This is a genomic window from Pseudorhodoferax soli (assembly GCF_003337555.1).
Classification (GTDB): domain Bacteria; phylum Pseudomonadota; class Gammaproteobacteria; order Burkholderiales; family Burkholderiaceae_C; genus Pseudorhodoferax; species Pseudorhodoferax soli.
Genome location: NZ_QPJK01000005.1, coordinates 364270 through 386187 on the forward strand (window position 1 = coordinate 364270; position 21918 = coordinate 386187).

Sequence of the window (21918 nt, forward strand, 5' to 3'; positions counted from 1 at the left end):
GTGGCAAGCCCGCGATTCTAGCAGTCAATTTGCGGCATTTCGCTGGGGCCAGGCATGGCGTTGCAAATCTTCCAGCAGGATGAATTCCAGCGCGCTGATGTGCGTGGACTCCAGCACCACGTGCGGCGCGCAGCCGGCCTCGTGGGCCTCCTTCCAGCGCGCTGCACACAGGCACCAGCGGTCGCCGGGCTGCAGGCCGGCGAAGCGGTGTTCGGGCCGCCGGGTGGACAGATCGTTGCCGCGCAGTTTGGAGAACGCCAGGAAGGCGGCCGTGACGCGCGCACAGATGACGTGCGCGCCGGTGTCGCTGTCGTCGGTGTTGCAGCAGCCGTCGCGGAAATAGCCCGTCAGCGGCGCATAGGAGCAGGGCACCAGTTCGGAGCCGAGGACGTTGTGCTGGACGGCAGCGCTCATGGCCGAGGCGGTTGCAGCCGGACCATGTTCATGGCCGAGCTGATCAGTGCCGCGGTGTCCGCCATGTTGCTCGGCACGATCAGCGTGGTGGTGGCGTCGGCCGCCACCTTGCTGTAGGCGTGGACGGCGGCCTCCGCCACCTTGAGCTGCACGGCCTCGTTGCCGCCGGGCTGGCGGATCGCGGCGGCCACGCGCTCGATGGCCTGGGCCGTGGCATCGGCCACCGCGGTGATGGCCGAGGCCTCGCCCTGGGCCTGGTTGATGGCGGCCTGCTTCTCGCCTTCGGAGCGCGCGATGAAGGCCTCGCGCTCGCCGGTGGCGATGTTGATCTGCTCCTGGCGCCGGCCTTCGGAGGCGGCGATCAGCGCACGCTTTTCGCGCTCGGCCGTGATCTGCGCCTGCATGGAGCGCAGGATCTCGGCCGGCGGCGTGAGGTCCTTGATCTCGTAGCGCAGCACCTTCACGCCCCAGTTCAGCGCGGCCTCGTCGATGGCGGCGACGACCTGCGCGTTGATGATGTCGCGCTCCTCGAAGGTCTTGTCGAGCTCGAGCTTGCCGATCACGCTGCGCAGCGAGGTCTGCGCCAGCTGCGTGACGGCGACGATGTAGTTGGACGAACCGTAGCTGGCGCGCATCGGGTCGGTCACCTGGAAGTACAGGATGCCGTCGACCTGCAGCTGCGTGTTGTCGCGCGTGATGCAGACCTGGCTGGGCACGTCGAGCGGGATTTCCTTCAGGCTGTGCTTGTAGGCGACCTTGTCGACGAAGGGCAGCAGGAAATTGAGGCCCGGCGTCAGTGTGCTGTGGTACTTGCCCAGGCGCTCGACGACCCAGGCGTTTTGCTGCGGCACGACCTTGATCGACTGCGAGACGAACACCGCGGCAATGACCAAGAGGACGAGTGCGACTTCCATCCGGGAACCTCCAAGCGCGTTGTATGAGATGAGCGTTCAGGCCTTGTCGACCATCAGCCGGTTGCCGACCACACCGACCACGCGGTAGATGCCGGCTTCGGGCGGCTGTGCGGCGCGCTGCACCACGGTCCAGCGCGCGCCGCGGTAGTGTACGGAGGCCGTGCCGTCGGCATTCCAGCTGTCCACCGACAGGGTTTCGCCGATGTCCAGGTTCATGTCGGGGTTGGCCGATGCGGCAGCCTGGCGGCCGCGCGCGCTGCGCACGGCATACCAGATGGCGACGGCGCCACCGCCGGCGATGGCGGCCGTGGCCACCTGGCCGGCCAGCGCCAGGCCCAGGTAGGCGGCCAGCGCCGCGGCGACGAAGCCCAGCGCCAACATCAAAAGGTAGAAGGTGCCGGTGACGAGTTCCAGCACGATGCAGGCGCCTGCCAGCAGCCACCAGAAGGTCGAATCTGCAATGCCCATGGGTGGGTGCCCTCCTTTGAAACCCGCGCATTGTGGGTCAAAAGCCGCGCCGGTCTTCTGCCGTCATGCATTGTTCGTACACTTCGCGCCTTTCCAATTCGGCCCGGCCCGGAGCTGCCCATGAAGTTTCGCTTTCCCATCGTCATCATCGACGAGGACTACCGTTCGGAGAACACCTCCGGCCTCGGCATCCGTGCGCTCGCCCAGGCGATCGAGAGCGAGGGCTTCGAGGTGCTGGGCGTGACCAGCTACGGCGACCTGTCGCAGTTCGCCCAGCAGCAAAGCCGGGCCAGTGCCTTCATCCTGTCCATCGACGACGAGGAGTTCACGCCCGGCCCGGACCTCGACCCCGCGGTGCTGAGCCTGCGCAAGTTCATCGAGGAAGTGCGCCGCAAGAACTTGGAAGTGCCGATCTACGTGTACGGCGAGACCAAGACCTCGCGGCACATGCCCAACGACATCCTGCGCGAGCTGCACGGCTTCATCCACATGTTCGAGGACACGCCGGAGTTCGTGGCACGCCACATCATCCGCGAGGCCAAGAGCTACCTGGAGAGCGTGCAGCCGCCGTTCTTCAAGGCGCTGCTGGACTACGCCGAGGACGGCTCCTACTCCTGGCACTGCCCGGGCCACTCGGGCGGCGTGGCGTTCTTGAAGAGCCCGGTCGGCCAGATGTTCCACCAGTTCTTCGGCGAGAACATGCTGCGCGCCGACGTCTGCAACGCGGTCGAGGAACTGGGCCAGCTGCTGGACCACACCGGCCCGGTGGCCGAGAGCGAGCGCAATGCTGCGCGCATCTTCAATGCCGACCACTGCTTCTTCGTGACCAACGGCACGAGCACGTCGAACAAGATGGTCTGGCACCACACCGTGGCGCCGGGCGACGTGGTGGTGGTCGACCGCAACTGCCACAAGTCCATCCTGCACGCGATCATCATGACCGGCTCGATCCCGGTGTTCATGAAGCCCACGCGCAACCACTTCGGCATCATCGGCCCGATCCCGCAGAGCGAATTCGAGCCCGAGGTCATCAAGGCCAAGATCCGTGCCAATCCGCTGCTGGCCGGTGTCGATGCCGACACCGTCAAGCCGCGCGTGATGACGGTCACCCAATCGACCTACGACGGCGTGCTCTACAACACCGAGACGATCAAGCGCAAGCTCGACGGCTACGTGGACACGCTGCACTTCGACGAGGCCTGGCTGCCGCACGCGGCGTTCCACCCGTTCTATGGCTCCTACCACGCGATGGGCAAGCGCCGTGCGCGGCCCAAGGACGCGCTGGTGTTCGCCACGCAGTCCACGCACAAGCTGTTGGCCGGCATCAGCCAGGCCAGCCATGTGCTGGTGCAGGATTCGCAGGACCGCAAGCTGGACCGCCACCTGTTCAACGAGGCGTTCCTGATGCACACCTCGACCAGCCCGCAGTACGCCATCATCGCCAGCTGCGACGTGGCGGCCGCGATGATGGAGCCGCCCGGCGGCACCGCGCTGGTGGAGGAAAGCATCCTCGAGGCACTGGACTTCCGACGCGCCATGCGCCAGGTCGAACAGGAGTTCGGCAAGGACGAATGGTGGTTCAAGGTCTGGGGCCCGGACGCGCTGGTCGACGAAGGCGTGGGCACGGCGGACGACTGGATCATCAAGGACGCAGCGGCCGCCAAGTGGCATGGCTTCGGCGACCTGGCCGACGGCTTCAACATGCTGGACCCGATCAAGTCCACCATCGTCACGCCGGGGCTGGACCTGGACGGCAAGTTCGCCGAGCAGGGCATCCCCGCCAGCATCGTCACCAAGTACCTGGCCGAGCACGGCATCATCGTGGAGAAGACGGGGCTGTACAGCTTCTTCATCATGTTCACGATCGGCATCACCAAGGGCCGGTGGAACACCATGCTGGCGGCGCTGCAGCAGTTCAAGGACGACTACGCCAAGAACCAGCCGATGTGGCGCATCCTTCCGGAGTTCTGCCAGCAGCACAAGCGCTACGAGCGCATGGGCCTGCGCGACCTGTGCCAGCACATCCACACGCTGTACGCCAAGTACGACATCGCCCGTCTCACGACCGAGATGTACCTGTCGGACCTGACGCCCGCGATGAAGCCCAGCGATGCCTACGCCCACATCGCGCACCGTAAGACACAGCGCGTGCCGATCGACGCGCTCGAAGGCCGCATCACCACCAGCCTGGTGACGCCGTACCCGCCCGGCATTCCGCTCCTGATCCCGGGCGAGGTCTTCAACAAGAAGATCGTCGACTACCTGAAGTTCTCGCGCGAGTTCAACCTCCTGTGCCCGGGCTTCGAGACCGACATCCACGGGCTCGTCGAGGTCGAGGACGACAACGGCAACGTGAGCTACTTCGCCGACTGCGTGGCCGAGGGCGAGCCCATGAGCGAGGCCGAGAAGGTCACGCGCACCGAGGACATGGTCCAGGTGGGCAACGACGGGCCTTACAGCCGCACGATCTGAATCAGGCGTCGCTGCGCACGCGCAGGAAGCGTGCGTGGCGCGGCAGGCCGCTGGCGTTCAGGCCGTTGTAGCGGTAGGTGACGAGTGCGCCGACGGCGGGCGGTGCCGTGCGTTGCGCGTCCGTGAAGCCACCGCCGAGCTTGAAGCGCAGCCCCTCGCCGGTCTCCACGAGCAGCGCGCCGAGGCGGCCGGCATGCCGGCCCTGGCCGGGCAGGTGCGCGACGACGCGGGCCTCGGCATCGTCGTACGGCTTGAACTTGAGCAGGTCGTCGCTGCGCTCGCTGCGGTAGGGTGCGCTGCCCAGGTGCAGCATGAGGCCTTCGCCGCCGCCCTGGACCACGCGGTCCAGTTGCGCCTGCAAGGCTGCGTGCGTGTGCGCGCGCTGCTGCGGCACGGCGACGATCCAGGGCGCAGCCGCGATCGGCAGCAACTGGTGCAGCCGTGCGAGGCGGGCGTCGAAATCGCCCGGCGCGGCCGGCAGGTCGAACACCATGAAGCGCATGGCCCGCCACGCTGCATCGGCGGGCTGCTGGCTGCGCACTGTGGACAGCGCGTGTTCGAAGCGCCCGCGGCCAGCCCACAGTTCGCCGTCCAGCGGCATCGCGGGCAGCGGGGCCGTGAACCAGGCGGGGGCGCCCACGCGTTCGCCACCGCGAGTCCAGAGTTGCCGGCCGTCCCAGTAACCGCGCAGGCCATCGTATTTTTCGCTGACCCAGTAGCCTGCCAGCGGCATGCCGCGGCGGTAGACGTTGGCCAGCATGAGCCTGGGCGGGGCCGCCCAGGCGGAGGCGGCGGGCAGCAAGGCGCTGCCCAGCGCTGCGAAGAGCAGCGCGCGGCGGGGCTTATTCGCCGTCGATGCCGCCGACGACCTGGCTGAAGCCGCCGTCCACATAGGTGATCTCGGCGGTCACGCCGCCGGCCAGGTCGGACAGCAGGAAGGCGGCGACGTTGCCCACGTCCTCGATGGTCACGTTGCGGCGGATCGGCGAGACCGCGGCCACGGCTGGCAGCAGCTTGCCGAAGCCCTTGATGCCGCTCGCGGCCAAGGTCTTGATCGGGCCCGCGCTGACACCGTTGACACGGATGCCCTTGGGGCCCAGCGAGCCGGCCAGGTAGCGCACGGAGGCTTCGAGCGAGGCCTTGGCCAGGCCCATGGTGTTGTAGTTGGGCACGGTGCGCACGGCGCCCAGGTAGGTGAGCGTGAGCAGGGCCGAACTGGTGTTGAGGTAGGGCAGGGCAGCCTTGGCCATGGCCGGGAAACTGTAGGCGCTGATGTCGTGCGCGATCTTGAACGCCTCGCGCGACAGGCCTTCCAGGAAGTCACCGGCGATCGCCTCGCGCGGTGCGAAGCCGATGCTGTGCACGAAGCCGTCGAACTTGGGCCAGGTCTGGGCCAGGTCTTCGAACAGCTTGGCGATCTGTGCGTCATCGCCCACGTCGCAGTCGAAGATCAGCTTGGAATCGAAATCGGCCGCGAACTCGGTGATGCGGTCCTTGAAGCGCTCGCCCACATAACTGAACGCCAGCTCTGCGCCTTGCGCGTGACAGGCCTTGGCGATGCCGTAGGCGATGGAGCGGTTGGACAGTACGCCGGTGATCAGCAGCTTCTTGCCAGTCAGGAATCCCATGTGGTTCTTCTCGTTCGTTGCGATGAAGCCTGCCGGCGGCACCTGTTCAGGGATTATCCGAGGCGGCAGGGCGATTAGTGCAGAATTGTCGCATGCGATACCGCGCGCTCCTGGGGCTGGCCATGCTGTCGGTGGCGGCACTTCTGGCGCCGCCCGCGGCGGCCGCCGCGGCCCAGGGCATGGGCTACACGCCCAAGTACCCGGCCACATTCACCCATTTCGACTACGTGAACCCGGACGCCCCCAAAGGCGGTGCGCTGGTCTTGTCGGCGGCGGGCGGTTTCGACAAGCTCAACCCCTTCACGCTGCGTGGCACGCCACCGGCCGGCATGGGTTTTTCAAACGGCTTCGTGTTCGCCGAGTACGGCCTGGTGTTCGATTCGCTGACCACGCCGAGCGAGGACGAGCCGTTCTCCACCTATGGCCTGCTGGCGGAAGACGTGGTGCTGGCGGCCGACGGCCTGAGCGTGGTGTTCCGCCTCCATCCCAAGGCCCGCTTCTCCGATGGCAGCCCGGTGCTTGCGGCGGATGTGAAGCACTCCTTCGACACCTTGACGAGCGCGCAGGCGAGCCCGACCTTCCGTGCCTACTGGTCCGGCGTGCAGCAGGCCGTGGTGACGGGCGAGCGCAGCATCCGGTTCCACTTCAAGCAGCGCAATGCCGAACTGCACATGATCCTCGGGCAGTTGCCGGTGTTCTCGCGCGCCTGGGGCCAGGGCAAGCCGCTGGACCAGATCCTGAGCGAGGCGCCGCTGGCCAGCGGGCCTTATGTGGTGGAGAAGGCCGAGTTCGGCCGAGGCATCAGCTACCGCCGTCGCGACGACTACTGGGCGGCGCAGTTGCCGGTGCGGCGCGGCATGTTCAACTTCGACCGCGTGCACTACGAGTACTTCAAGGACCGCCTGGGCGAGGAGGAGTCGCTCAAGGTGGGCGCGCTCGACGCACTGGAGGAAGGCTCGATCAATGCCTGGGTGCGCCGCTACCGTGGCGACCGTTTCGCCACTGGCGAGTTGCTGAAGGATGAGATCGCGCACCGCCGCTTCACCGGCATGCAGGCGCTGGTGTTCAACCTGCGCCAACCGCGCTTTGCAGACGTGCGCGTGCGCCAGGCGCTGGCGCTGGCTTTCGATTTCGACTGGATGAACCAGCGCCTGTTCTACGGCCGCCGGGTGCGGACCCAGAGCTACTTCCAGAACAGCGACGACCTGATGGCCCAGCCGGCCTTGGATGGGCCGGAGCAGGCCGTGCTGCAGGGCTTGCGGCTGCGCCAGCGCTATGCCGACATGACGCACGGCGAACTGCCCCGGCCGGTCGCCACAGGCAACGTCGCGGACAACCTGCGCCGCCAGTTGCTGCAGGCCCAGCGTCTGCTCAACGAAGCAGGCTGGCACTACCGCGATGGCGCGTTGCGCGATGCGCGCTCCCAGCCCTTCGTGGTCGAGATCGACATCGCCAGCCGCGCCTCCGAAGCCGTGCTGGCCGGCTATGCCCGCAACCTCGCCAAGCTCGGCATCGCGCTGCAGCTGCGGCTGCGCGACGCCAGCCTGATCAAGGCGCGGCAGGACGCCTTCGAGTTCGACATGGCGGTCGACCTGCTGGCAGGCTCGTCGAGCCCGGGCAACGAACTCCACGACGAGCTGGGATCGGCGGCGGCCGCGCAGAAGGGCAGCCGCAATCTGGCCGGCATCAGCGACCCTGTGATCGACGAGCTGATCGAGGTGATCGTCGGCAGCCATGACCGCGCCACGCTGGCCGCCGCGGCGCGGCTGCTGGACCGCTTCCTGCTGCACCAGCACTACGGCGTGCCGATGTACTACGACAGCCGCTACTACGTGGCACGCAAGGCCTGGCTGCAGCGCCCGGCGGCAGCGCTGCCGCAGCGCCTGCTGGCACGCTCCTGGCTGCTGACCATGTGGTGGGCGGGTCCGCGATGAGGCCGGGCCGGTGGCGCGGGGCATACCGCAGAATGGCTGCATGAGGATCTGGTTTCTTTGCATGGCCTGGCTGATGGCCGTTCCTGCCTGGGGGGCGCATGCCTATGCCCAGTTCGGCGATATCCGCTACGGGCCCGGCTTCACGCACTTCGACTATGTGAACCCCGACGCCCCCAAGGGTGGCGAGATCCGCCTGGTGCCGCCGATCGCGGTGACGCAGTTCGACAAGTTCAACCCGTTCACGCTCAAGGGCACGCCGCCCGCGGGCCTGACCGAGCTGGTGTTCGAGTCCCTGCTGACGGGCAACCTGCAGGAGCCGGCCACGGGCTACGGCCTGCTGGCCGAGGATGTCCAGGTGGCGCCGGACGGTCGCTCGGCCACGTTCCGCCTGCGGCCACAGGCGCGCTTCAGCAATGGCCTGCCGGTGCTGGCGGCCGATGTCGTGCACTCCTTCGAGACCTTGATGAGCCCGCGCGCGGCGCCGCAGTACCGGACCCTGCTGGCCGATGTCGCGCGTGTCGTCGCGCTCGGCGAACGCGTGGTGCGCTTCGACTTCTCGAGCGACAACCGCGAGTTGCCCCTGATGGTGGGCGGCATCCCGGTGTTCAGCCGCGCGTGGGGCGCGGGCAAGCCCTTCGACCAGGTCACGACCGACCTGCCGATCGGCTCGGGGCCCTACCAGCCCAGCAGCGCACGGCTGGGCCGCGACATCACCTATGTGCGCCGCGCGGACTACTGGGGCTGGGAGTTGCCCGTGCGCCGCGGCATGTACAACTTCGACCGCATCACCTACAAGCTGTACCTGGACGATGCGGCCCGCTTCGAGGGGCTCAAGGCCGGCGAGTACGACCTGAAGCGCGAGTTCATTTCGCGCAACTGGGCGCGCCAGTACCGGGGCCGCGCGTTCGACGCCGGCGAGGTGCGCAAGCGCGTGTTCGAGCACCGCTATCCCGGCGATTTCCAGGGCTACATCTTCAACCTGCGCAGTCCCAAGCTGAAGGACATCCGCGTGCGCCAGGCGCTGGCGCTGACCATGGACTTCGAGTGGCTGAACCGCCAGATGTTCTATGGCCTGTACGCGCGGGTGCAGGGCTGGTTTCCTGGCAGCGACTTCCAGGCGGTGGGCGCGCCCAAGGCCGATGAGCTGGCACTGCTGGAGCCGCTGCGGGCGCAGTTGCGGCCAGAGGTGTTCGGCGAAGTGCCGCTGTCGCCCAGCACGGCGCCGCCGTCCAGCCTGCGCGAGAACCTGCGCCATGCGCGCGCGCTGCTGGCCGATGCGGGCTGGACCTACCGCGACGGTGCGCTGCGCAACGCCAAGGGCGAAGCGTTCGTGCTCGAGTACCTCACGGCCCAGCCCTCGGGCGTGCGCCTGGTGCTGCCCATGCAGGCGGCGATGGCCAAGCTGGGCATCGCGCTCACGGTGCGCACCGTCGACGGGGCGCTGTACCAGCAGCGCATGGACGACTTCAACTTCGAGTTGGCGAGCCTGCGGATTCCGGCCACGTTGACGCCCGGCAGCGAGCTGTTCGAGCGCTTCGGGTCCAAGGCCGCCAAGACCCCTGGTTCGGCCAACTACTGGGGCATCGAGGACCCTGCGGTCGATGCCTTGATCCGCCACGCCACGGCGGCTACGACGCGGGAGCAGCTCGACAGCGCCCTGCGGGCCCTCGATCGCGTGCTGCGACTTGGTTACTATGCCATCCCCCAATGGACCAGCCGCAACTTCCTGGTCGGCTATCGGCCGGAAGGTTTCGGGTTGCCGCCTGTCGTGCCACCCTACTATGAGCCCGACAGCTGGGCAGCCGTCACCTGGTGGGCTGTGCCCAAGAATCCCTGATCCATGGCCGCCTATATCGTCAAACGCCTGTTGCTGATGTTTCCCACGCTGCTGGGCGTGCTGTTGCTGACCTTCGTGGTCATCCAGTTCGTGCCGGGCGGTCCGGTCGAGCAGATGGTGGCGCAGCTGCAGGGGCGCGATGGCGGCGGGGAAGGCCCCTCGGCCAGCTCTGCCGGCTACCGTGGCCGCCAGGGGCTGAGCCCGCAGCAGGTCGAGGAGATCAAGGTGCTCTACGGCTTCGACAAGCCGGCGCCCGAGCGCTTCTGGCAGATGCTGAAGTCCTTCGCGCAGTTCGACCTGGGCCAGAGCTTCTACCAGCGCAAGGGGGTGTGGGAGCTCATCAAGGAAAAGCTCCCCGTCTCCGTCAGCCTGGGCCTGTGGACCTTCTTCATCAGCTACCTGATCGCCGTGCCGCTGGGCGTGGCCAAGGCCGTGCGTGCGGGCTCGCGCTTCGACTTCGTGACCACGCTCATCGTGCTGGTCGGCTATGCCATTCCGGGCTTCGTGCTGGGCGTGGCGCTGCTCGTGGTCTTCGGCGGGCAGCTGCAGTGGTTCCCGCTGCGCGGGCTGGTCTCGTCGAACTGGGAGCAGTTGTCCGTCGGCGCGCGCATTGCCGACTACCTCTGGCACATCACGCTGCCGGTCACGGCCATGGTGCTGGGCAGCTTCGCGGTGACGGCCATGCTGACCAAGAACGCCTTCCTTGAGGAGATCCGCAAGCAATACGTGCTGACGGCGCGCGCCAAGGGACTGAGCGAGCGCCGCGTGCTCTGGAAGCACGTGTTCCGCAATGCGCTGATCCCCATCATCACGGGCTTTCCCGCGGCCTTCATCGGCGCCTTCTTCACGGGCTCGCTGCTGATCGAGACGCTGTTCTCGCTCGACGGCCTGGGCCTGCTGAGCTATGAGAGCGTCATCCGGCGCGACTACCCGGTGGTGCTGGGCACCTTGTTCTTCTTCACGCTGATCGGGCTCGTGACCAAGCTGATCAGCGACCTGTCCTATGTGCTGGTTGATCCACGGGTGAAATTTGACTAGCAGCACCATGCCGCCCACGGCTGCTGCGCCGGCACCGGCGCCGGAGCCGTTGCACCTCTCGCCCGGCCGTCGTGCCTGGCAGCGCTTTCGCCGCAACAAGCTTGGCTTCTACAGCCTGGTGCTGTTCTGCACGCTGGTGGTGCTGAGCCTGTTCGCCGAGGTCCTGTCCACCGACAAGCCGCTCGTCGTGCATTACGAAGGCCAGACCTATTACCCGGTGCTGCGCGACTATTCCGAGAAGGTCTTCGGTGGCGACTTCGAGACACCGGCCGACTACCTGGACCCCTTCATCCGCCAGCGCATCACCCGTGGCGAGAACTGGGCCGTCTATGCGCCCAACCCTTACGGCCCGCGCACGCTGAACTACTTCGCAAGCCAGCCCAACCCGGCTGCGCCCTCGACCGAGAACTTCTTCGGCACCGACGACCGCGGCCGCGACCTGCTGGCCCAGCTGGTCTACGGTTTCCGCGTCAGCGTGCTGTTCGCGCTGGCGCTGACGGCGATCGGCGTGGTGCTGGGCATCGTGACGGGCGCCATCCAGGGCTACTTCGGCGGCAAGACCGACCTTGCATTCCAGCGCTTCATCGAGATCTGGGGCTCCATGCCCGAGCTGTACCTGCTCATCATCTTCAGCGCCATCTTCGCGCCCAGCGTGTCGCTGCTGCTGGTGCTGCTCTCGCTGTTCGGCTGGATGGGGCTGTCGGACTACGTGCGGGCCGAGTTCCTGCGCAACCGGCAGATGGACTACGTGCGCTCCGCGCGCGCGTTGGGCGTGTCCAGCGTGCAGATCATGTGGCGCCACATCCTGCCCAATTCCATGGTGCCGGTGGTGACCTTCCTGCCGTTCCGCATGAGCGCGGCCATCCTGGCCCTGACCTCGCTGGACTTCCTGGGCCTGGGCGTGCCACCCGGCACGCCTTCGCTGGGCGAGCTGCTGAGCCAGGGCAAGGCCAACATCGATGCCTGGTGGATCTCCATGTCCACCTTCGGCGTGCTGGTGCTGACCTTGCTGCTGCTGACCTTCATGGGCGACGCGCTGCGCGATGCGCTCGACCCGCGAAAGGCTGAGAAATGACGCAGCCCCTGTTGTTGAACGCCAAACAGCTGCAGGTGTCCTTCGGCGGCCACACCGTGGTGCACGGTGTCGATTTCACCCTGGCACCCGGCGAGAAGCTCGCGCTGGTCGGCGAATCCGGCTCGGGCAAGACCGTCACGGCGCTGAGCCTGCTGCGCCTGGTGCCCGACGCGCAGGTCACGGGCCAGGCGCTCTTCCAGGGCCGTGCAGGCTGGACCGACCTCGTGAGCCTGCCCGAGCGCGAGGTGCGTGCCATCCGCGGCCAGGAGATCGCGATGATCTTCCAGGAGCCGATGACGGCACTGAACCCGCTTTACACCGTGGGCGAGCAGATCGCCGAGGTGCTGCAGCTCAAGCAGGCGCTGCTGCGCGGCGAGGCCTGGCGCGAGGCCGTGCGCCTGCTGGGCGACACCGGCATCCCCGAGCCCGAACGCCGCGCCGGTGCCTACCCGCACCAGCTGTCGGGCGGGCAGCGCCAACGCGCGATGATCGCGATGGCTCTGGCTTGCAAGCCGGCGCTGCTGCTGGCCGACGAGCCGACGACGGCACTGGACGTGACGCTGCGCGGCCAGATCCTGGACCTGCTGTCCGACCTGCAGCGCCGCAACGGCATGGCCGTGCTGCTGATCACGCACGACCTGAACCTGGTGCGCCGCTTCGCCGACCGCGTGGCCGTGATGGAGGCCGGTCACATCGTGGAGCAGGGCCCGGTCGAGCAGGTCTTCGCCCAGCCCAGGCACCCCTACACGCGCCGGCTCATCGACAGCCGGCCGCAGCGCGATGTGCTGGAAACCCCTGCCGAGGGGGTGCCGGTGCTGCGCGCCGATGGCATGCGCGTGAGCTATACGGTCACGCTGCCCGGCATCGCGGGCTGGTTCCGCAAGGGCCGCTTCGAGGCCGTCAAGGGCGCGGACTTCGCGGTGCCGCCCGGCCGCACACTGGGCGTGATCGGCGAATCCGGTTCGGGCAAGTCCACGCTGGCGCTCGCAGCCCTGGGCCTGCTGCCGTCGCAGGGGCGGCTGGAGGTGGCCGGCGGCACCTGGGGCGGCGGGCGCCGTGCCGAACTTGCGCTGCGCCGCGCCGTGCAGGTGGTGTTCCAGGACCCGTTTTCCTCGCTCTCGCCACGCATGACGATCGAGGAGATCGTCGGCGAGGGCCTGCGCGTGCACGCGCCCGAACTCACGCCCGAGCAGCGGCGTCCCCGCGTGCAGGCCGCATTGGCCGACGTGGGCATGACGGCCGAGCGCTTCCCGGCACTGCTGCAGCGCTATCCGCACGAGTTCTCCGGCGGCCAGCGCCAGCGCATCGCGATCGCGCGCGCGCTGATCGTCGAGCCGACGCTCTTGGTGCTGGACGAACCCACCAGCGCGCTGGACGTGACGATCCAGAAACAGGTGCTCGAGTTGCTGCAAAAACTGCAGCGCTCCCGCGGCCTGGCCTACCTGCTGATCACCCACGACGTGGATGTGGTACGGGCCATGGCGCACGACGTGATCGTGATGAAAGACGGGGAGATCGTTGAATTCGGCCCGGCGGCCACCATGTTGGACACACCGCATCACCCCTATACGCGCAGCCTGGTGGCTGCCGCTGCACCTGTGGGTGTACACAGCCCGCCAAATTTGGGCTAGAATGCGCGCTTCACGACCAAATGGGCGGGTAGCTACCGGCCCATTTTTTTTGGTCGCTTGATTTTGAGGATTGACGCAAGCAAGGGCGCCTGGCGACTTTGCCTTGGCACATGCGTTGTGTTTGCGGCCGGTTTGCGTCAATCGTGTTGTTGGTGTGTTGTTGGGCAAAAGGAGAGCCGTGGCGTTGCAGGAGCTGGTGACCAAGACCGTCGAAGGTCTGGGATACGACTTGGTGGAGATCGAGCGCTCTGCCGGAGGCTTGCTGCGCATCACGATCGACCATCCCTGGGTGCCGGGCACCGCCAAGGGCACTGAGTTGTTCATCACGGTGGAAGACTGCGAGAAGGTCACGCGCCAGCTGCAGTTCGGCCTGGAAGTGGAGGGCGTCGAGTACCGCCGGCTGGAGGTGTCCTCGCCCGGGATCGACCGCCCGTTGCGCAAGGAAGCCGATTTCCAGCGCTTTGCCGGCGAACTGGTCGACCTGACGCTCAAGGCCCCGCTGGGCGCCGCGGCCGCGGGCCAGGTGGCGCCGACACGCAAGAAGTTCCGCGGCCGGCTCGAGCGCGTCGAGGCCGTGAACGCCGACACACCGGCCGACGCGCAGGCCGCCGCACCGGCGCAGTGGCAACTGCTGTGGAGCGAGGAGCCGCCCGCACCCAAGCCCGGACAGAAGCCGTCCCGCAAGAAGACCGAGTTGCCGGTGCACGTGCTGGGCTTCACGCTGGACGAACTGCGCGACGCCCGCCTGGCGCCGGTGGTGAATTTCAAGGGCCGCGGCAACAGTGCGGCCGCCGAAGAATGAAGGGACGCCCCCGGATGTCCCCGCAACGAATGAAGACTGCAGGAGAAGCATGACATGAACCGCGAAATGCTGATGTTGGTCGACGCGATCTCGCGCGAGAAGAACGTGGAGCGCGATGTCGTGTTCGGCGCGGTCGAGGCCGCCCTGGCCCAGGCCACCAAGAAGCTGTACCAGGGCGAAGTGGACATCCGCGTGGCGGTGGACCGCGACAACGGCGTCTACGAGACCTTCCGCCGCTGGCTGGTCGTGCCCGATTCCGCCGGTCTGCAGAATCCCGAGGCCGAGGAGCTGTACTCCGACGTCAAGGAAGACATCGCCGACATTGAAGAAGGCGACTACATCGAGAAGCCGGTCGAGTCCGTGCCGATCGGCCGCATCGGTGCAATGGCCGCCAAGCAGGTCATCCTGCAGAAGATCCGCGACGCCGAGCGCGAGATGCTGCTCAACGACTTCATGAGCCGTGGCGACAAGATCTTCGTTGGCACCGTCAAGCGCATGGACAAGGGCGACATCATCGTGGAGAGCGGCCGTGTCGAAGGCCGGCTGCGCCGCAGCGAGATGATCCCCAAGGAAAACTTGCGCACGGGCGACCGTGTGCGGGCCATGATCATGGAGGTCGACCTCACGCTGCGCGGCGCGCCCATCATCCTGTCGCGCTCTTCGCCGGCCTACATGGTCGAGCTGTTCCGTCAGGAAGTGCCCGAGATCGAGCAAGGCCTGCTGGAGATCAAGTCATGCGCCCGTGATGCCGGTTCGCGCGCCAAGATCGCCGTGGTCTCGCACGACAAGCGCGTCGACCCGATCGGCACCTGTGTCGGCGTGCGCGGCACGCGTGTCAACGCGGTCACCAACGAGCTGGCCGGCGAGCGCGTGGACATCGTGCTGTGGAGCGAAGACCCGGCGCAGTTCGTGATCGGTGCACTCGCTCCGGCCAACGTGTCCTCCATCGTCGTGGACGAGGAGCGCCATGCCATGGATGTGGTGGTCGACGAGGAGAACCTCGCCATCGCCATCGGCCGCGGCGGCCAGAACGTGCGCCTGGCAGCCGAGTTGACCGGCTGGAAGATCAACATCATGGACGCCGCCGAATCGGCGCAGAAGCAGGCCGAGGAGACCGACTCCAGCCGCAAGCTGTTCATGGAAAAGCTCGATGTGGACGAAGAGATCGCCGACATCCTGATCTCCGAAGGCTTTACCAGCCTCGAAGAAGTGGCCTATGTGCCGCTGCAGGAAATGTTGGAGATCGAAAGCTTCGACGAAGAGACGGTCACCGAGCTGCGTTCCCGTGCCAAGGATGCGCTGCTGACCATGGAAATCGCGAAGGAAGAAGGCGTGGAAGGGGTGTCGCAGAACCTGCGCGACCTCGAAGGCCTGTCGGCCGAGATGATCGACAAGCTCCAAGCGAACGGGGTGAACACCCGCGACGATCTGGCCGACCTGGCCGTCGACGAACTCACAGATATCACAGGCCAGTCCACGGACGAGGCCACGGCCCTGATCATGAAGGCGCGCGAGCACTGGTTCGCCAGCGACGCCGCTTCGCATGAGTAATGGCTATGAAAGGTTGCGCAGTACATGTCCACCACCACCGTCGCTGAATTCGCCTCCGAACTGAAGAAGCCCGCAGAGACCCTGCTGGAACAGCTCAAGGGAGCTGGCGTCTCCAAGTCCTCCTCGGCCGATACCCTGTCCGAAACCGACAAGCAAAAGCTGTTGAGCTACCTGCAGGCCAGCCATGGCACGCAGAGCGCCGACCGCAAGAAGATCACGCTGGTCAAGAAGTCGACCACCGAGATCAAGCAGGCCGACGCCTCCGGCCGTGCCCGCACGATCCAGGTCGAGGTGCGCAAGAAGCGCACCTTCATCAAGCGTGACGACACGGAAGGCGAAGTCCAGACCGAAGGCAACGAGGAAGCCGAACGCGCCGCCGAGCGCGAAGAGGCCGAACTTGCCCGCCGCGAGGAAGAAGCCCGCGAGCACGCCGAAGCCCTGCGCCGCCAGGAAGAAGAACTGGCCGAGCAGCGCCGCCTGCGCGATGAGCAGGAACGCCGCGAGCGTGAAGCCGCCGAAAAGGCCGAACGCGAAGCCGCTGCTGCGGCCGAAGCCGCACGCAAGAGCGCCGAGCAGGCCCAGGCCCAGGCTGACGCCGCCCGCGCGGCCGAGGCCAAGGTTGCCGCACCTGCTGCTGCTGCTGCGCCCGCGTCCGCGCCGGCACCTGCCGCCGCTCCCGTTGCCGCTGCAGCCCCCACGCCCGCGGCCGTAGCCCAGGCCGACAAGGCCGCCGCCGCAGCAGCCGCTTCCAAGGCCCGTGCCGAGGAGGAGGCCGCCCGTTCCAAGGAACTGGCCGAGCGCCGTCGCAAGGCTGAAGCCGAGGCGGCCGCCATCCGTTCCATGATGGCCGCACCCAAGAAGGTGCTGATCGCCAAGAAGGAAGAGCCCAAGCCTGTCGCCAAACCGGCCGAGGCCGCGAAGCCCGGCGTCAAGGGCACGCTGCACAAGCCTGCCACGCCAGGCGGTGTGCGTCCGGCCGTGGGTACGCGCCCGGGTGCTCCTGCACCGGCGGCACCCGGCGGTGCCGGCAAGGAAATCAAGTCGGCCAAGACGTCTTCCGCCTGGGCCGGCGATCCGGCCAAGAAGAAGGCCATCCCGACCCGCGGCGACTCCAGCGGCGGCGTGGGACGTGGCAACTGGCGCAGCGGCCCGCGTGGCCGCCGTGGCGACGGCCGCGACCAGCGCGACGACCATGGCCAGTCGGCACCGACCGAAGCCCGCATCATCGAAGTGCACGTGCCCGAGACCATCACGGTCGCCGAGCTGGCGCACAAGATGTCGATCAAGGCTTCCGAGGTCATCAAGCACCTCATGAAGCTGGGCCAGATGGCCACCATGAACCAGCCGCTGGACCAGGACACGGCCATGATCGTGGTCGAGGAAATGGGCCACAAGGCCGTGGTGGCGGCGCTGGACGATCCGGAAGCCTTCACCGAAGACGAAGCGCAGGGCCAACAGGCCGAAGCGCTGCCGCGCGCACCGGTGGTCACTGTCATGGGCCACGTGGACCACGGCAAGACCTCGCTGCTGGACCGCATCCGCACCGCCAAGGTGGCCGCGGGCGAAGCCGGCGGCATCACGCAGCATATCGGCGCCTACCACGTCGATACGCCGCGCGGCATGGTGACCTTCCTGGACACCCCGGGCCACGAGGCCTTCACGGCCATGCGTGCCCGTGGCGCCCAGGCCACCGACATCGTGATCCTGGTGGTCGCGGCGGACGACGGCGTCATGCCGCAGACCAAGGAAGCCATCAAGCACGCCAAGGCAGCCGGTGTGCCCATCGTGGTTGCGATCAACAAGATCGACAAGCCCGACGCCAACAGCGAGCGTGTGCGCAGCGAGTTGGTCGGTGAGCAGGTCGTGCCCGAAGAGTTCGGCGGCGATTCGCCGTTCGTGGAAGTCTCGGCCAAGACCGGCAAGAACATCGACGCGCTGCTCGAGCAGGTGCTGCTGCAGGCCGAAGTGCTGGAGTTGAAGGCTCCGGTGACCGTGGCCGCCAAGGGCCTGGTCATCGAAGCCAAGCTGGACAAGGGCCGCGGCCCGGTCGCGACGGTGCTGGTGCAGTCCGGTACGCTGAAGATCGGCGACGTGGTGCTGGCTGGCTCGACCTCGGGCCGCGTGCGCGCCATGATCGACGAAGACGGCCGCCCCTCCAAGGAAGCCGGCCCGTCGATCCCGGTCGAGATCCAGGGCCTGACCGAAGTGCCGCAGGCCGGCGACGAGTTCATGGTCATGGCCGACGAGCGCCGTGCCCGCGAGATCGCCACCTACCGTGCTGGCAAGTTCCGCAACACCAAGCTGGCCAAGATGCAGGCCGCCAAGCTGGAGAACATGTTCTCCGACCTGTCGGCTGGCGAAGTCAAGATCCTGCCCATCATCCTCAAGGCCGATGTGCAGGGTTCGCAGGAAGCGCTGGCGCAGTCGCTGCTCAAGCTCTCGACCGACGAGGTCAAGGTGCAGATGGTCTACACCGGTGTGGGCGGCATCAGCGAGTCCGACATCAACCTGGCCATCGCCTCGAAGGCCGTGGTCATCGGCTTCAACGTGCGGGCCGATGTCGGTGCGCGCAAGCTGGCCGAAGGCAACGGTGTCGACCTCAAGTACTACAGCATCATCTACGACGCCGTGGACGAGCTGAAGACCGCGATGTCCGGCATGCTGGCGCCCGAGAAGCGCGAAGAGATCATCGGTCATGCCGAGATCCGCACCGTGTTCGTGGCGACCAAGATCGGCACGATCGCCGGTTCCTACGTGCTCGATGGCGTGGTGCAGCGCAATGCCCACTTCCGCCTGCTGCGCGACAACGTGGTCATCTACACGGGCGAAGTCGAGTCGGTGCGCCGCATGAAGGACGACGTCAAGGAAGTGCGCGAAGGCTTCGAGTGCGGTATCAAGCTGCGCAACTACAACGACATCCGCGAAGGCGACCAGTTGGAACTGTTCGAAATCAAGGAGATCGCCCGTACCCTGTAAGGGGTCCGGAGGGAGTAAGCCATGCCCGCGAAGAAATCCGCAGCACCCAACCGCAGCCTGAAGGTGGCCGACCAGATCCAGCGCGATCTGACGGAGATCATCGCGCGCGAGCTCAAGGATCCGCGCGTGGGCATGGTCACCGTGCAGGCCGTCGAGGTCACGCCGGACTACGCCCACGCCAAGGTGTTCTTCACCGTGCTGGTGGGCCAGCCTGACGAGACGCAGGACGCACTGAACCAGGCCGCCGGTTTCCTGCGCAACCATCTGTTCAAGCGCCTGCACATCCACACGGTGCCGACGCTGCACTTCCAGTTCGACCGCACCACCGAGCGTGCGGCCGACATGAACGCGCTGATCGCGCGTGCCGTCGCTTCGCGCTCCAAAGACGACTAGCCCATGAACGCGCCACGCACCAGGGTGCAGCGGCGCCCTGTGCATGGGGTGTTGCTGCTCGACAAGCCGCTGGGGTTCTCCAGCAACGACGCCTTGCAAAAGGCGAAGTGGCTGCTGCGCGCCGAAAAAGGCGGGCACACCGGCACATTGGACCCGCTGGCCACCGGCGTGCTGCCGCTGTGCTTCGGCGCGGCCACCAAGTTCAGCCAGCTGCACCTGGACGCCGACAAGACCTACGAGACCACCGTGCGCCTGGGCGTCACCACGACCACGGCCGATGCCGAGGGCGAGATCGTCCAGCAGCGGCCCGTCGCCTGCAGCCTCGGCCAGGTGGTCGAGGTGCTCGACCGCTTCATGGGCCCCATCGCCCAGCTGCCGCCGATGCACAGCGCGCTCAAGAAGGACGGCAAGGCGCTGTACGAGTACGCACGCGCCGGCGTGACCGTGGAGCGCCAGCCGCGCCACGTGGTCATCCACGAGCTGGAACTGCTGGATGCACAACTGCAGGGCGATGCACCGCATTTGCGTCTGCGCGTGCAGTGCTCCAAGGGCACCTACATCCGCACGCTGGGCGAAGACATCGGCGATGCGCTCGGCTGCGGCGGCCACCTCGTGGCCCTGCGCCGCGTGGCCACCGGCCCGTTCGAGGCCGCGCAGTGCATCACGCTCGCCGAGCTCGAAGCCCTGCCCGAAGACCAGCGCCTGGCACGGGTGCTGCTCTGCGAGGCACTGCTGCCACAACACACGCGCGTCACCTTGTCCGAGCAGGATGCAGGGCGCTTTCTGTCGGGCATGCGCAGGCGTGGTGCCTGGCCCGACGCCGATGCCGCCGCGGTCTTCGGCGACCAACCGCATGCCCTCTTGGGCACCGCCCATGTCAAGGCCGGGGAGCTGATTCCCTCCCGGCTGCTGAGTCCCATCGAAATTCAACAGATCCTGGAAACCCAACCATGAGCAAACAGATCCGCAACATCGCCATCATCGCCCACGTCGACCATGGCAAGACCACCATGGTCGACCAGCTGCTGCGCCAGAGCGGCACCTTCGCCGAGCACGAGAAGGTCGTCGACACCGTGATGGACAACAACGCCATCGAAAAGGAACGCGGCATCACGATCCTGGCGAAGAACTGCGCCGTGACCTGGAAGGGCACGCACATCAACATCGTCGACACCCCGGGCCACGCGGACTTCGGCGGCGAGGTGGAACGTGCGCTGTCCATGGTCGACAGCGTGGTGCTGCTGATCGACGCGCAGGAAGGCCCGATGCCGCAGACGCGCTTCGTGACCAAGAAGGCGCTGGCCCTGGGACTCAAGCCCATCCTGGTGGTGAACAAGGTCGACAAGCCGGGCGCGCGCCCGCAGCACGTGGTCAACGCCGCGTTCGACCTGTTCGACAAGCTCGGCGCGACCGACGAACAACTCGACTTCCCCGTGGTCTACGCCTCCGGCATCAACGGCTGGTCCTCGCTCGAAGAAGGCGCACCGGGCGAACAGTGGGGCACCGACATGTCGGCCCTGTTCGACACCATCCTGAGCCACGTTCCCGCGAACTCGGGTGATGCGGCCGCACCGCTGCAGCTGCAGATCTCCGCTCTCGACTTCTCCACCTTCGTCGGCCGCATTGGCGTGGGCCGCATCAGCCAGGGCACGATCAAGCCGATGATGGATGTGGTCGTCATGGAAGGTCCGGACGGCAAGACCTACAAAGGCCGCGTCAACCAGGTGCTGACCTTCCAGGGCCTGGACCGCGTGCAGGCCACCGAAGCCGGCCCCGGCGAGATCGTGCTGATCAATGGGCTGGGCGACATCGGCATCGGCGTGACCATCACCGACCCGACCAGCCCGGCACCGCTGCCCATGCTCAAGGTCGACGAGCCCACGCTGACGATGAACTTCTGCGTCAACACCAGCCCGCTGGCCGGCCGCGAAGGCAAGTACATCACCAGCCGCCAGATCTGGGACCGCCTGCAAAAAGAACTGCAGCACAACGTCGCGCTGCGTGTCGCCGAGACCGACGAAGAAGGCATCTTCGAGGTCATGGGCCGTGGCGAACTGCACCTGACCATCCTCTTGGAAAACATGCGCCGCGAAGGCTACGAGCTGGCCGTCTCCAAGCCGCGCGTGGTGTTTCGCACTGTCGACGGCGAGAAGCACGAGCCGATCGAACTCGTGACGGCCGACATCGAAGACCAGCACCAGGGCGGCGTGATGCAGGCGCTGGGCGAGCGCAAGGGCGAACTCGTCAACATGGAGCCGGACGGCCGTGGCCGCGTGCGCCTGGAGTACCGCATCCCGGCGCGTGGCCTGATCGGCTTCACCAATGAGTTTCTGAACCTGACGCGCGGCTCCGGCCTCATCAGCAACATCTTCGACAGCTACGAGCCCCACAAGGGCGAGATCGGCGGCCGCAAGAACGGCGTGCTGATCTCCATGGACGACGGTGAAATCTTCACCTACGCCCTCGGCAAGCTGGACGACCGCGGCCGCATGTTCGTGCGCGCCAACGACCCGGTGTACGAAGGCATGATCGTCGGCATCCACAGCCGCGACAACGACCTGGTGGTCAACGCCACGCGCACCAAGCAGCTGACCAACTTCCGCGTGTCCGGCAAGGAAGACGCGATCAAGATCACGCCGCCGATCGACCTCACGCTGGAATACGGCGTGGAGTTCATCGAGGACGACGAACTGGTCGAGATCACGCCCAAGAGCGTGCGCCTGCGCAAGCGCTACCTCAAGGAACACGAGCGCAAGCGCGCCAGCCGCGACGCCTGATCGCGGTT

At 66.9% G+C, this 21918-nt stretch carries 17 protein-coding genes; 12 read left to right on the forward strand and 5 right to left on the reverse strand.

Annotated elements, in window-relative coordinates:
- Positions 1–24 precede the first annotated feature (24 nt).
- From DES41_RS19570 to DES41_RS19580, 3 genes are read right to left on the reverse strand one after another with little or no spacing between them, the layout of a single operon-like run.
- On the reverse strand, positions 25–414 hold the full coding sequence (locus DES41_RS19570; protein ID WP_114469322.1) for a DUF2237 family protein: 390 nt from the start codon (positions 412–414) through the stop codon (positions 25–27).
- A complete protein-coding gene (locus tag DES41_RS19575) occupies positions 411–1328 on the reverse strand; it encodes an SPFH domain-containing protein (protein ID WP_114469323.1) in 918 nt (305 codons plus the stop codon). Before DES41_RS19575 ends, DES41_RS19570 begins: the two co-directional genes overlap by 4 nt.
- A 36-nt stretch (positions 1329–1364) precedes the next feature.
- Positions 1365–1796, reverse strand: coding sequence for an NfeD family protein (locus tag DES41_RS19580; RefSeq protein ID WP_425466376.1), 432 nt, complete (start codon positions 1794–1796; stop codon positions 1365–1367).
- A 120-nt stretch (positions 1797–1916) separates the two neighbouring features.
- On the opposite strand from DES41_RS19580, the gene DES41_RS19585 reads away from it, so the two are divergent.
- On the forward strand, positions 1917–4268 hold the full coding sequence (locus tag DES41_RS19585; RefSeq protein ID WP_114469324.1) for an arginine/lysine/ornithine decarboxylase: 2352 nt from the start codon (positions 1917–1919) through the stop codon (positions 4266–4268).
- A 1-nt stretch (position 4269) separates the two neighbouring features.
- Here DES41_RS19585 and DES41_RS19590 read toward each other — a convergent pair whose 3' ends face one another.
- Together DES41_RS19590 and fabI are read right to left on the reverse strand one after the other, a co-directional pair.
- Positions 4270–5160 (reverse strand): DNA ligase, encoded by an 891-nt coding sequence (locus DES41_RS19590; protein WP_114469325.1) that lies wholly within the window; start codon positions 5158–5160, stop codon positions 4270–4272.
- Positions 5111–5896, reverse strand: coding sequence for an enoyl-ACP reductase FabI (gene fabI, locus DES41_RS19595; protein WP_114469546.1), 786 nt, complete (start codon positions 5894–5896; stop codon positions 5111–5113). Before fabI ends, DES41_RS19590 begins: the two co-directional genes overlap by 50 nt.
- A gap of 92 nt (positions 5897–5988) precedes the next feature.
- Between fabI and DES41_RS19600 the strand changes: the two genes are divergently transcribed.
- From DES41_RS19600 to typA, 11 genes are all read left to right on the forward strand, one after another.
- Positions 5989–7830: an extracellular solute-binding protein gene (locus DES41_RS19600; protein ID WP_114469326.1), complete on the forward strand. Its 1842-nt coding sequence runs from the start codon at positions 5989–5991 to the stop codon at positions 7828–7830.
- Between the two features lie 40 nt (positions 7831–7870).
- On the forward strand, positions 7871–9667 hold the full coding sequence (locus DES41_RS19605) for an extracellular solute-binding protein (RefSeq protein WP_114469327.1): 1797 nt from the start codon (positions 7871–7873) through the stop codon (positions 9665–9667).
- A 3-nt stretch (positions 9668–9670) separates the two neighbouring features.
- A complete protein-coding gene (locus DES41_RS19610; RefSeq protein ID WP_114469328.1) occupies positions 9671–10705 on the forward strand; it encodes a microcin C ABC transporter permease YejB in 1035 nt (344 codons plus the stop codon).
- A gap of 7 nt (positions 10706–10712) precedes the next feature.
- The gene (locus tag DES41_RS19615) at positions 10713–11780 is read left to right on the forward strand and encodes an ABC transporter permease (protein WP_114469329.1); all 1068 of its coding nucleotides are present in this window, start codon (positions 10713–10715) and stop codon (positions 11778–11780) included.
- Positions 11777–13411, forward strand: coding sequence for an ABC transporter ATP-binding protein (locus DES41_RS19620; RefSeq protein ID WP_114469330.1), 1635 nt, complete (start codon positions 11777–11779; stop codon positions 13409–13411). Before DES41_RS19615 ends, DES41_RS19620 begins: the two co-directional genes overlap by 4 nt.
- 178 nt (positions 13412–13589) lie before the next feature.
- Entirely contained in the window at positions 13590–14213 is a 624-nt protein-coding gene (rimP, locus tag DES41_RS19625; protein ID WP_114469331.1) for a ribosome maturation factor RimP, read from the forward strand.
- Positions 14214–14267: 54 nt separating this feature from the next.
- A complete protein-coding gene (gene nusA / locus DES41_RS19630; RefSeq protein WP_114469332.1) occupies positions 14268–15764 on the forward strand; it encodes a transcription termination factor NusA in 1497 nt (498 codons plus the stop codon).
- 24 nt (positions 15765–15788) lie between these two features.
- A complete protein-coding gene (infB, locus tag DES41_RS19635; protein ID WP_114469333.1) occupies positions 15789–18740 on the forward strand; it encodes a translation initiation factor IF-2 in 2952 nt (983 codons plus the stop codon).
- Positions 18741–18761: 21 nt separating this feature from the next.
- Positions 18762–19133, forward strand: a complete 372-nt coding sequence (rbfA, locus tag DES41_RS19640; protein WP_114469334.1) for a 30S ribosome-binding factor RbfA — start codon at positions 18762–18764, stop codon at positions 19131–19133.
- Between the two features lie 3 nt (positions 19134–19136).
- Positions 19137–20087: a tRNA pseudouridine(55) synthase TruB gene (gene truB, locus DES41_RS19645; protein ID WP_114469335.1), complete on the forward strand. Its 951-nt coding sequence runs from the start codon at positions 19137–19139 to the stop codon at positions 20085–20087.
- Complete coding sequence (gene typA / locus DES41_RS19650) at positions 20084–21910, forward strand: translational GTPase TypA (RefSeq protein WP_114469336.1); 1827 nt, start codon at positions 20084–20086, stop codon at positions 21908–21910. Before truB ends, typA begins: the two co-directional genes overlap by 4 nt.
- Positions 21911–21918 lie beyond the last annotated feature (8 nt).

What these genes read in the sequence shown, in the direction of transcription:
- DES41_RS19605 (WP_114469327.1), top strand. Translation starts at nt 7,871, where the DNA reads ATGAGGATCTGGTTTCTTTGCATGGCCTGGCTGATGGCCGTTCCTGCC.
- DES41_RS19580 (WP_425466376.1), bottom strand. Translation starts at nt 1,796, where the DNA reads ATGGGCATTGCAGATTCGACCTTCTGGTGGCTGCTGGCAGGCGCCTGC.
- DES41_RS19585 (WP_114469324.1), top strand. Translation starts at nt 1,917, where the DNA reads ATGAAGTTTCGCTTTCCCATCGTCATCATCGACGAGGACTACCGTTCG.
- typA (WP_114469336.1), top strand. Translation starts at nt 20,084, where the DNA reads ATGAGCAAACAGATCCGCAACATCGCCATCATCGCCCACGTCGACCAT.
- DES41_RS19570 (WP_114469322.1), bottom strand. Translation starts at nt 414, where the DNA reads ATGAGCGCTGCCGTCCAGCACAACGTCCTCGGCTCCGAACTGGTGCCC.
- infB (WP_114469333.1), top strand. Translation starts at nt 15,789, where the DNA reads ATGTCCACCACCACCGTCGCTGAATTCGCCTCCGAACTGAAGAAGCCC.
- DES41_RS19575 (WP_114469323.1), bottom strand. Translation starts at nt 1,328, where the DNA reads ATGGAAGTCGCACTCGTCCTCTTGGTCATTGCCGCGGTGTTCGTCTCG.
- DES41_RS19615 (WP_114469329.1), top strand. Translation starts at nt 10,713, where the DNA reads ATGCCGCCCACGGCTGCTGCGCCGGCACCGGCGCCGGAGCCGTTGCAC.
- DES41_RS19590 (WP_114469325.1), bottom strand. Translation starts at nt 5,160, where the DNA reads ATGTGGACGGCGGCTTCAGCCAGGTCGTCGGCGGCATCGACGGCGAAT.
- DES41_RS19600 (WP_114469326.1), top strand. Translation starts at nt 5,989, where the DNA reads ATGCGATACCGCGCGCTCCTGGGGCTGGCCATGCTGTCGGTGGCGGCA.
- truB (WP_114469335.1), top strand. Translation starts at nt 19,137, where the DNA reads ATGAACGCGCCACGCACCAGGGTGCAGCGGCGCCCTGTGCATGGGGTG.
- DES41_RS19620 (WP_114469330.1), top strand. Translation starts at nt 11,777, where the DNA reads ATGACGCAGCCCCTGTTGTTGAACGCCAAACAGCTGCAGGTGTCCTTC.
- rbfA (WP_114469334.1), top strand. Translation starts at nt 18,762, where the DNA reads ATGCCCGCGAAGAAATCCGCAGCACCCAACCGCAGCCTGAAGGTGGCC.
- nusA (WP_114469332.1), top strand. Translation starts at nt 14,268, where the DNA reads ATGAACCGCGAAATGCTGATGTTGGTCGACGCGATCTCGCGCGAGAAG.
- DES41_RS19610 (WP_114469328.1), top strand. Translation starts at nt 9,671, where the DNA reads ATGGCCGCCTATATCGTCAAACGCCTGTTGCTGATGTTTCCCACGCTG.
- fabI (WP_114469546.1), bottom strand. Translation starts at nt 5,896, where the DNA reads ATGGGATTCCTGACTGGCAAGAAGCTGCTGATCACCGGCGTACTGTCC.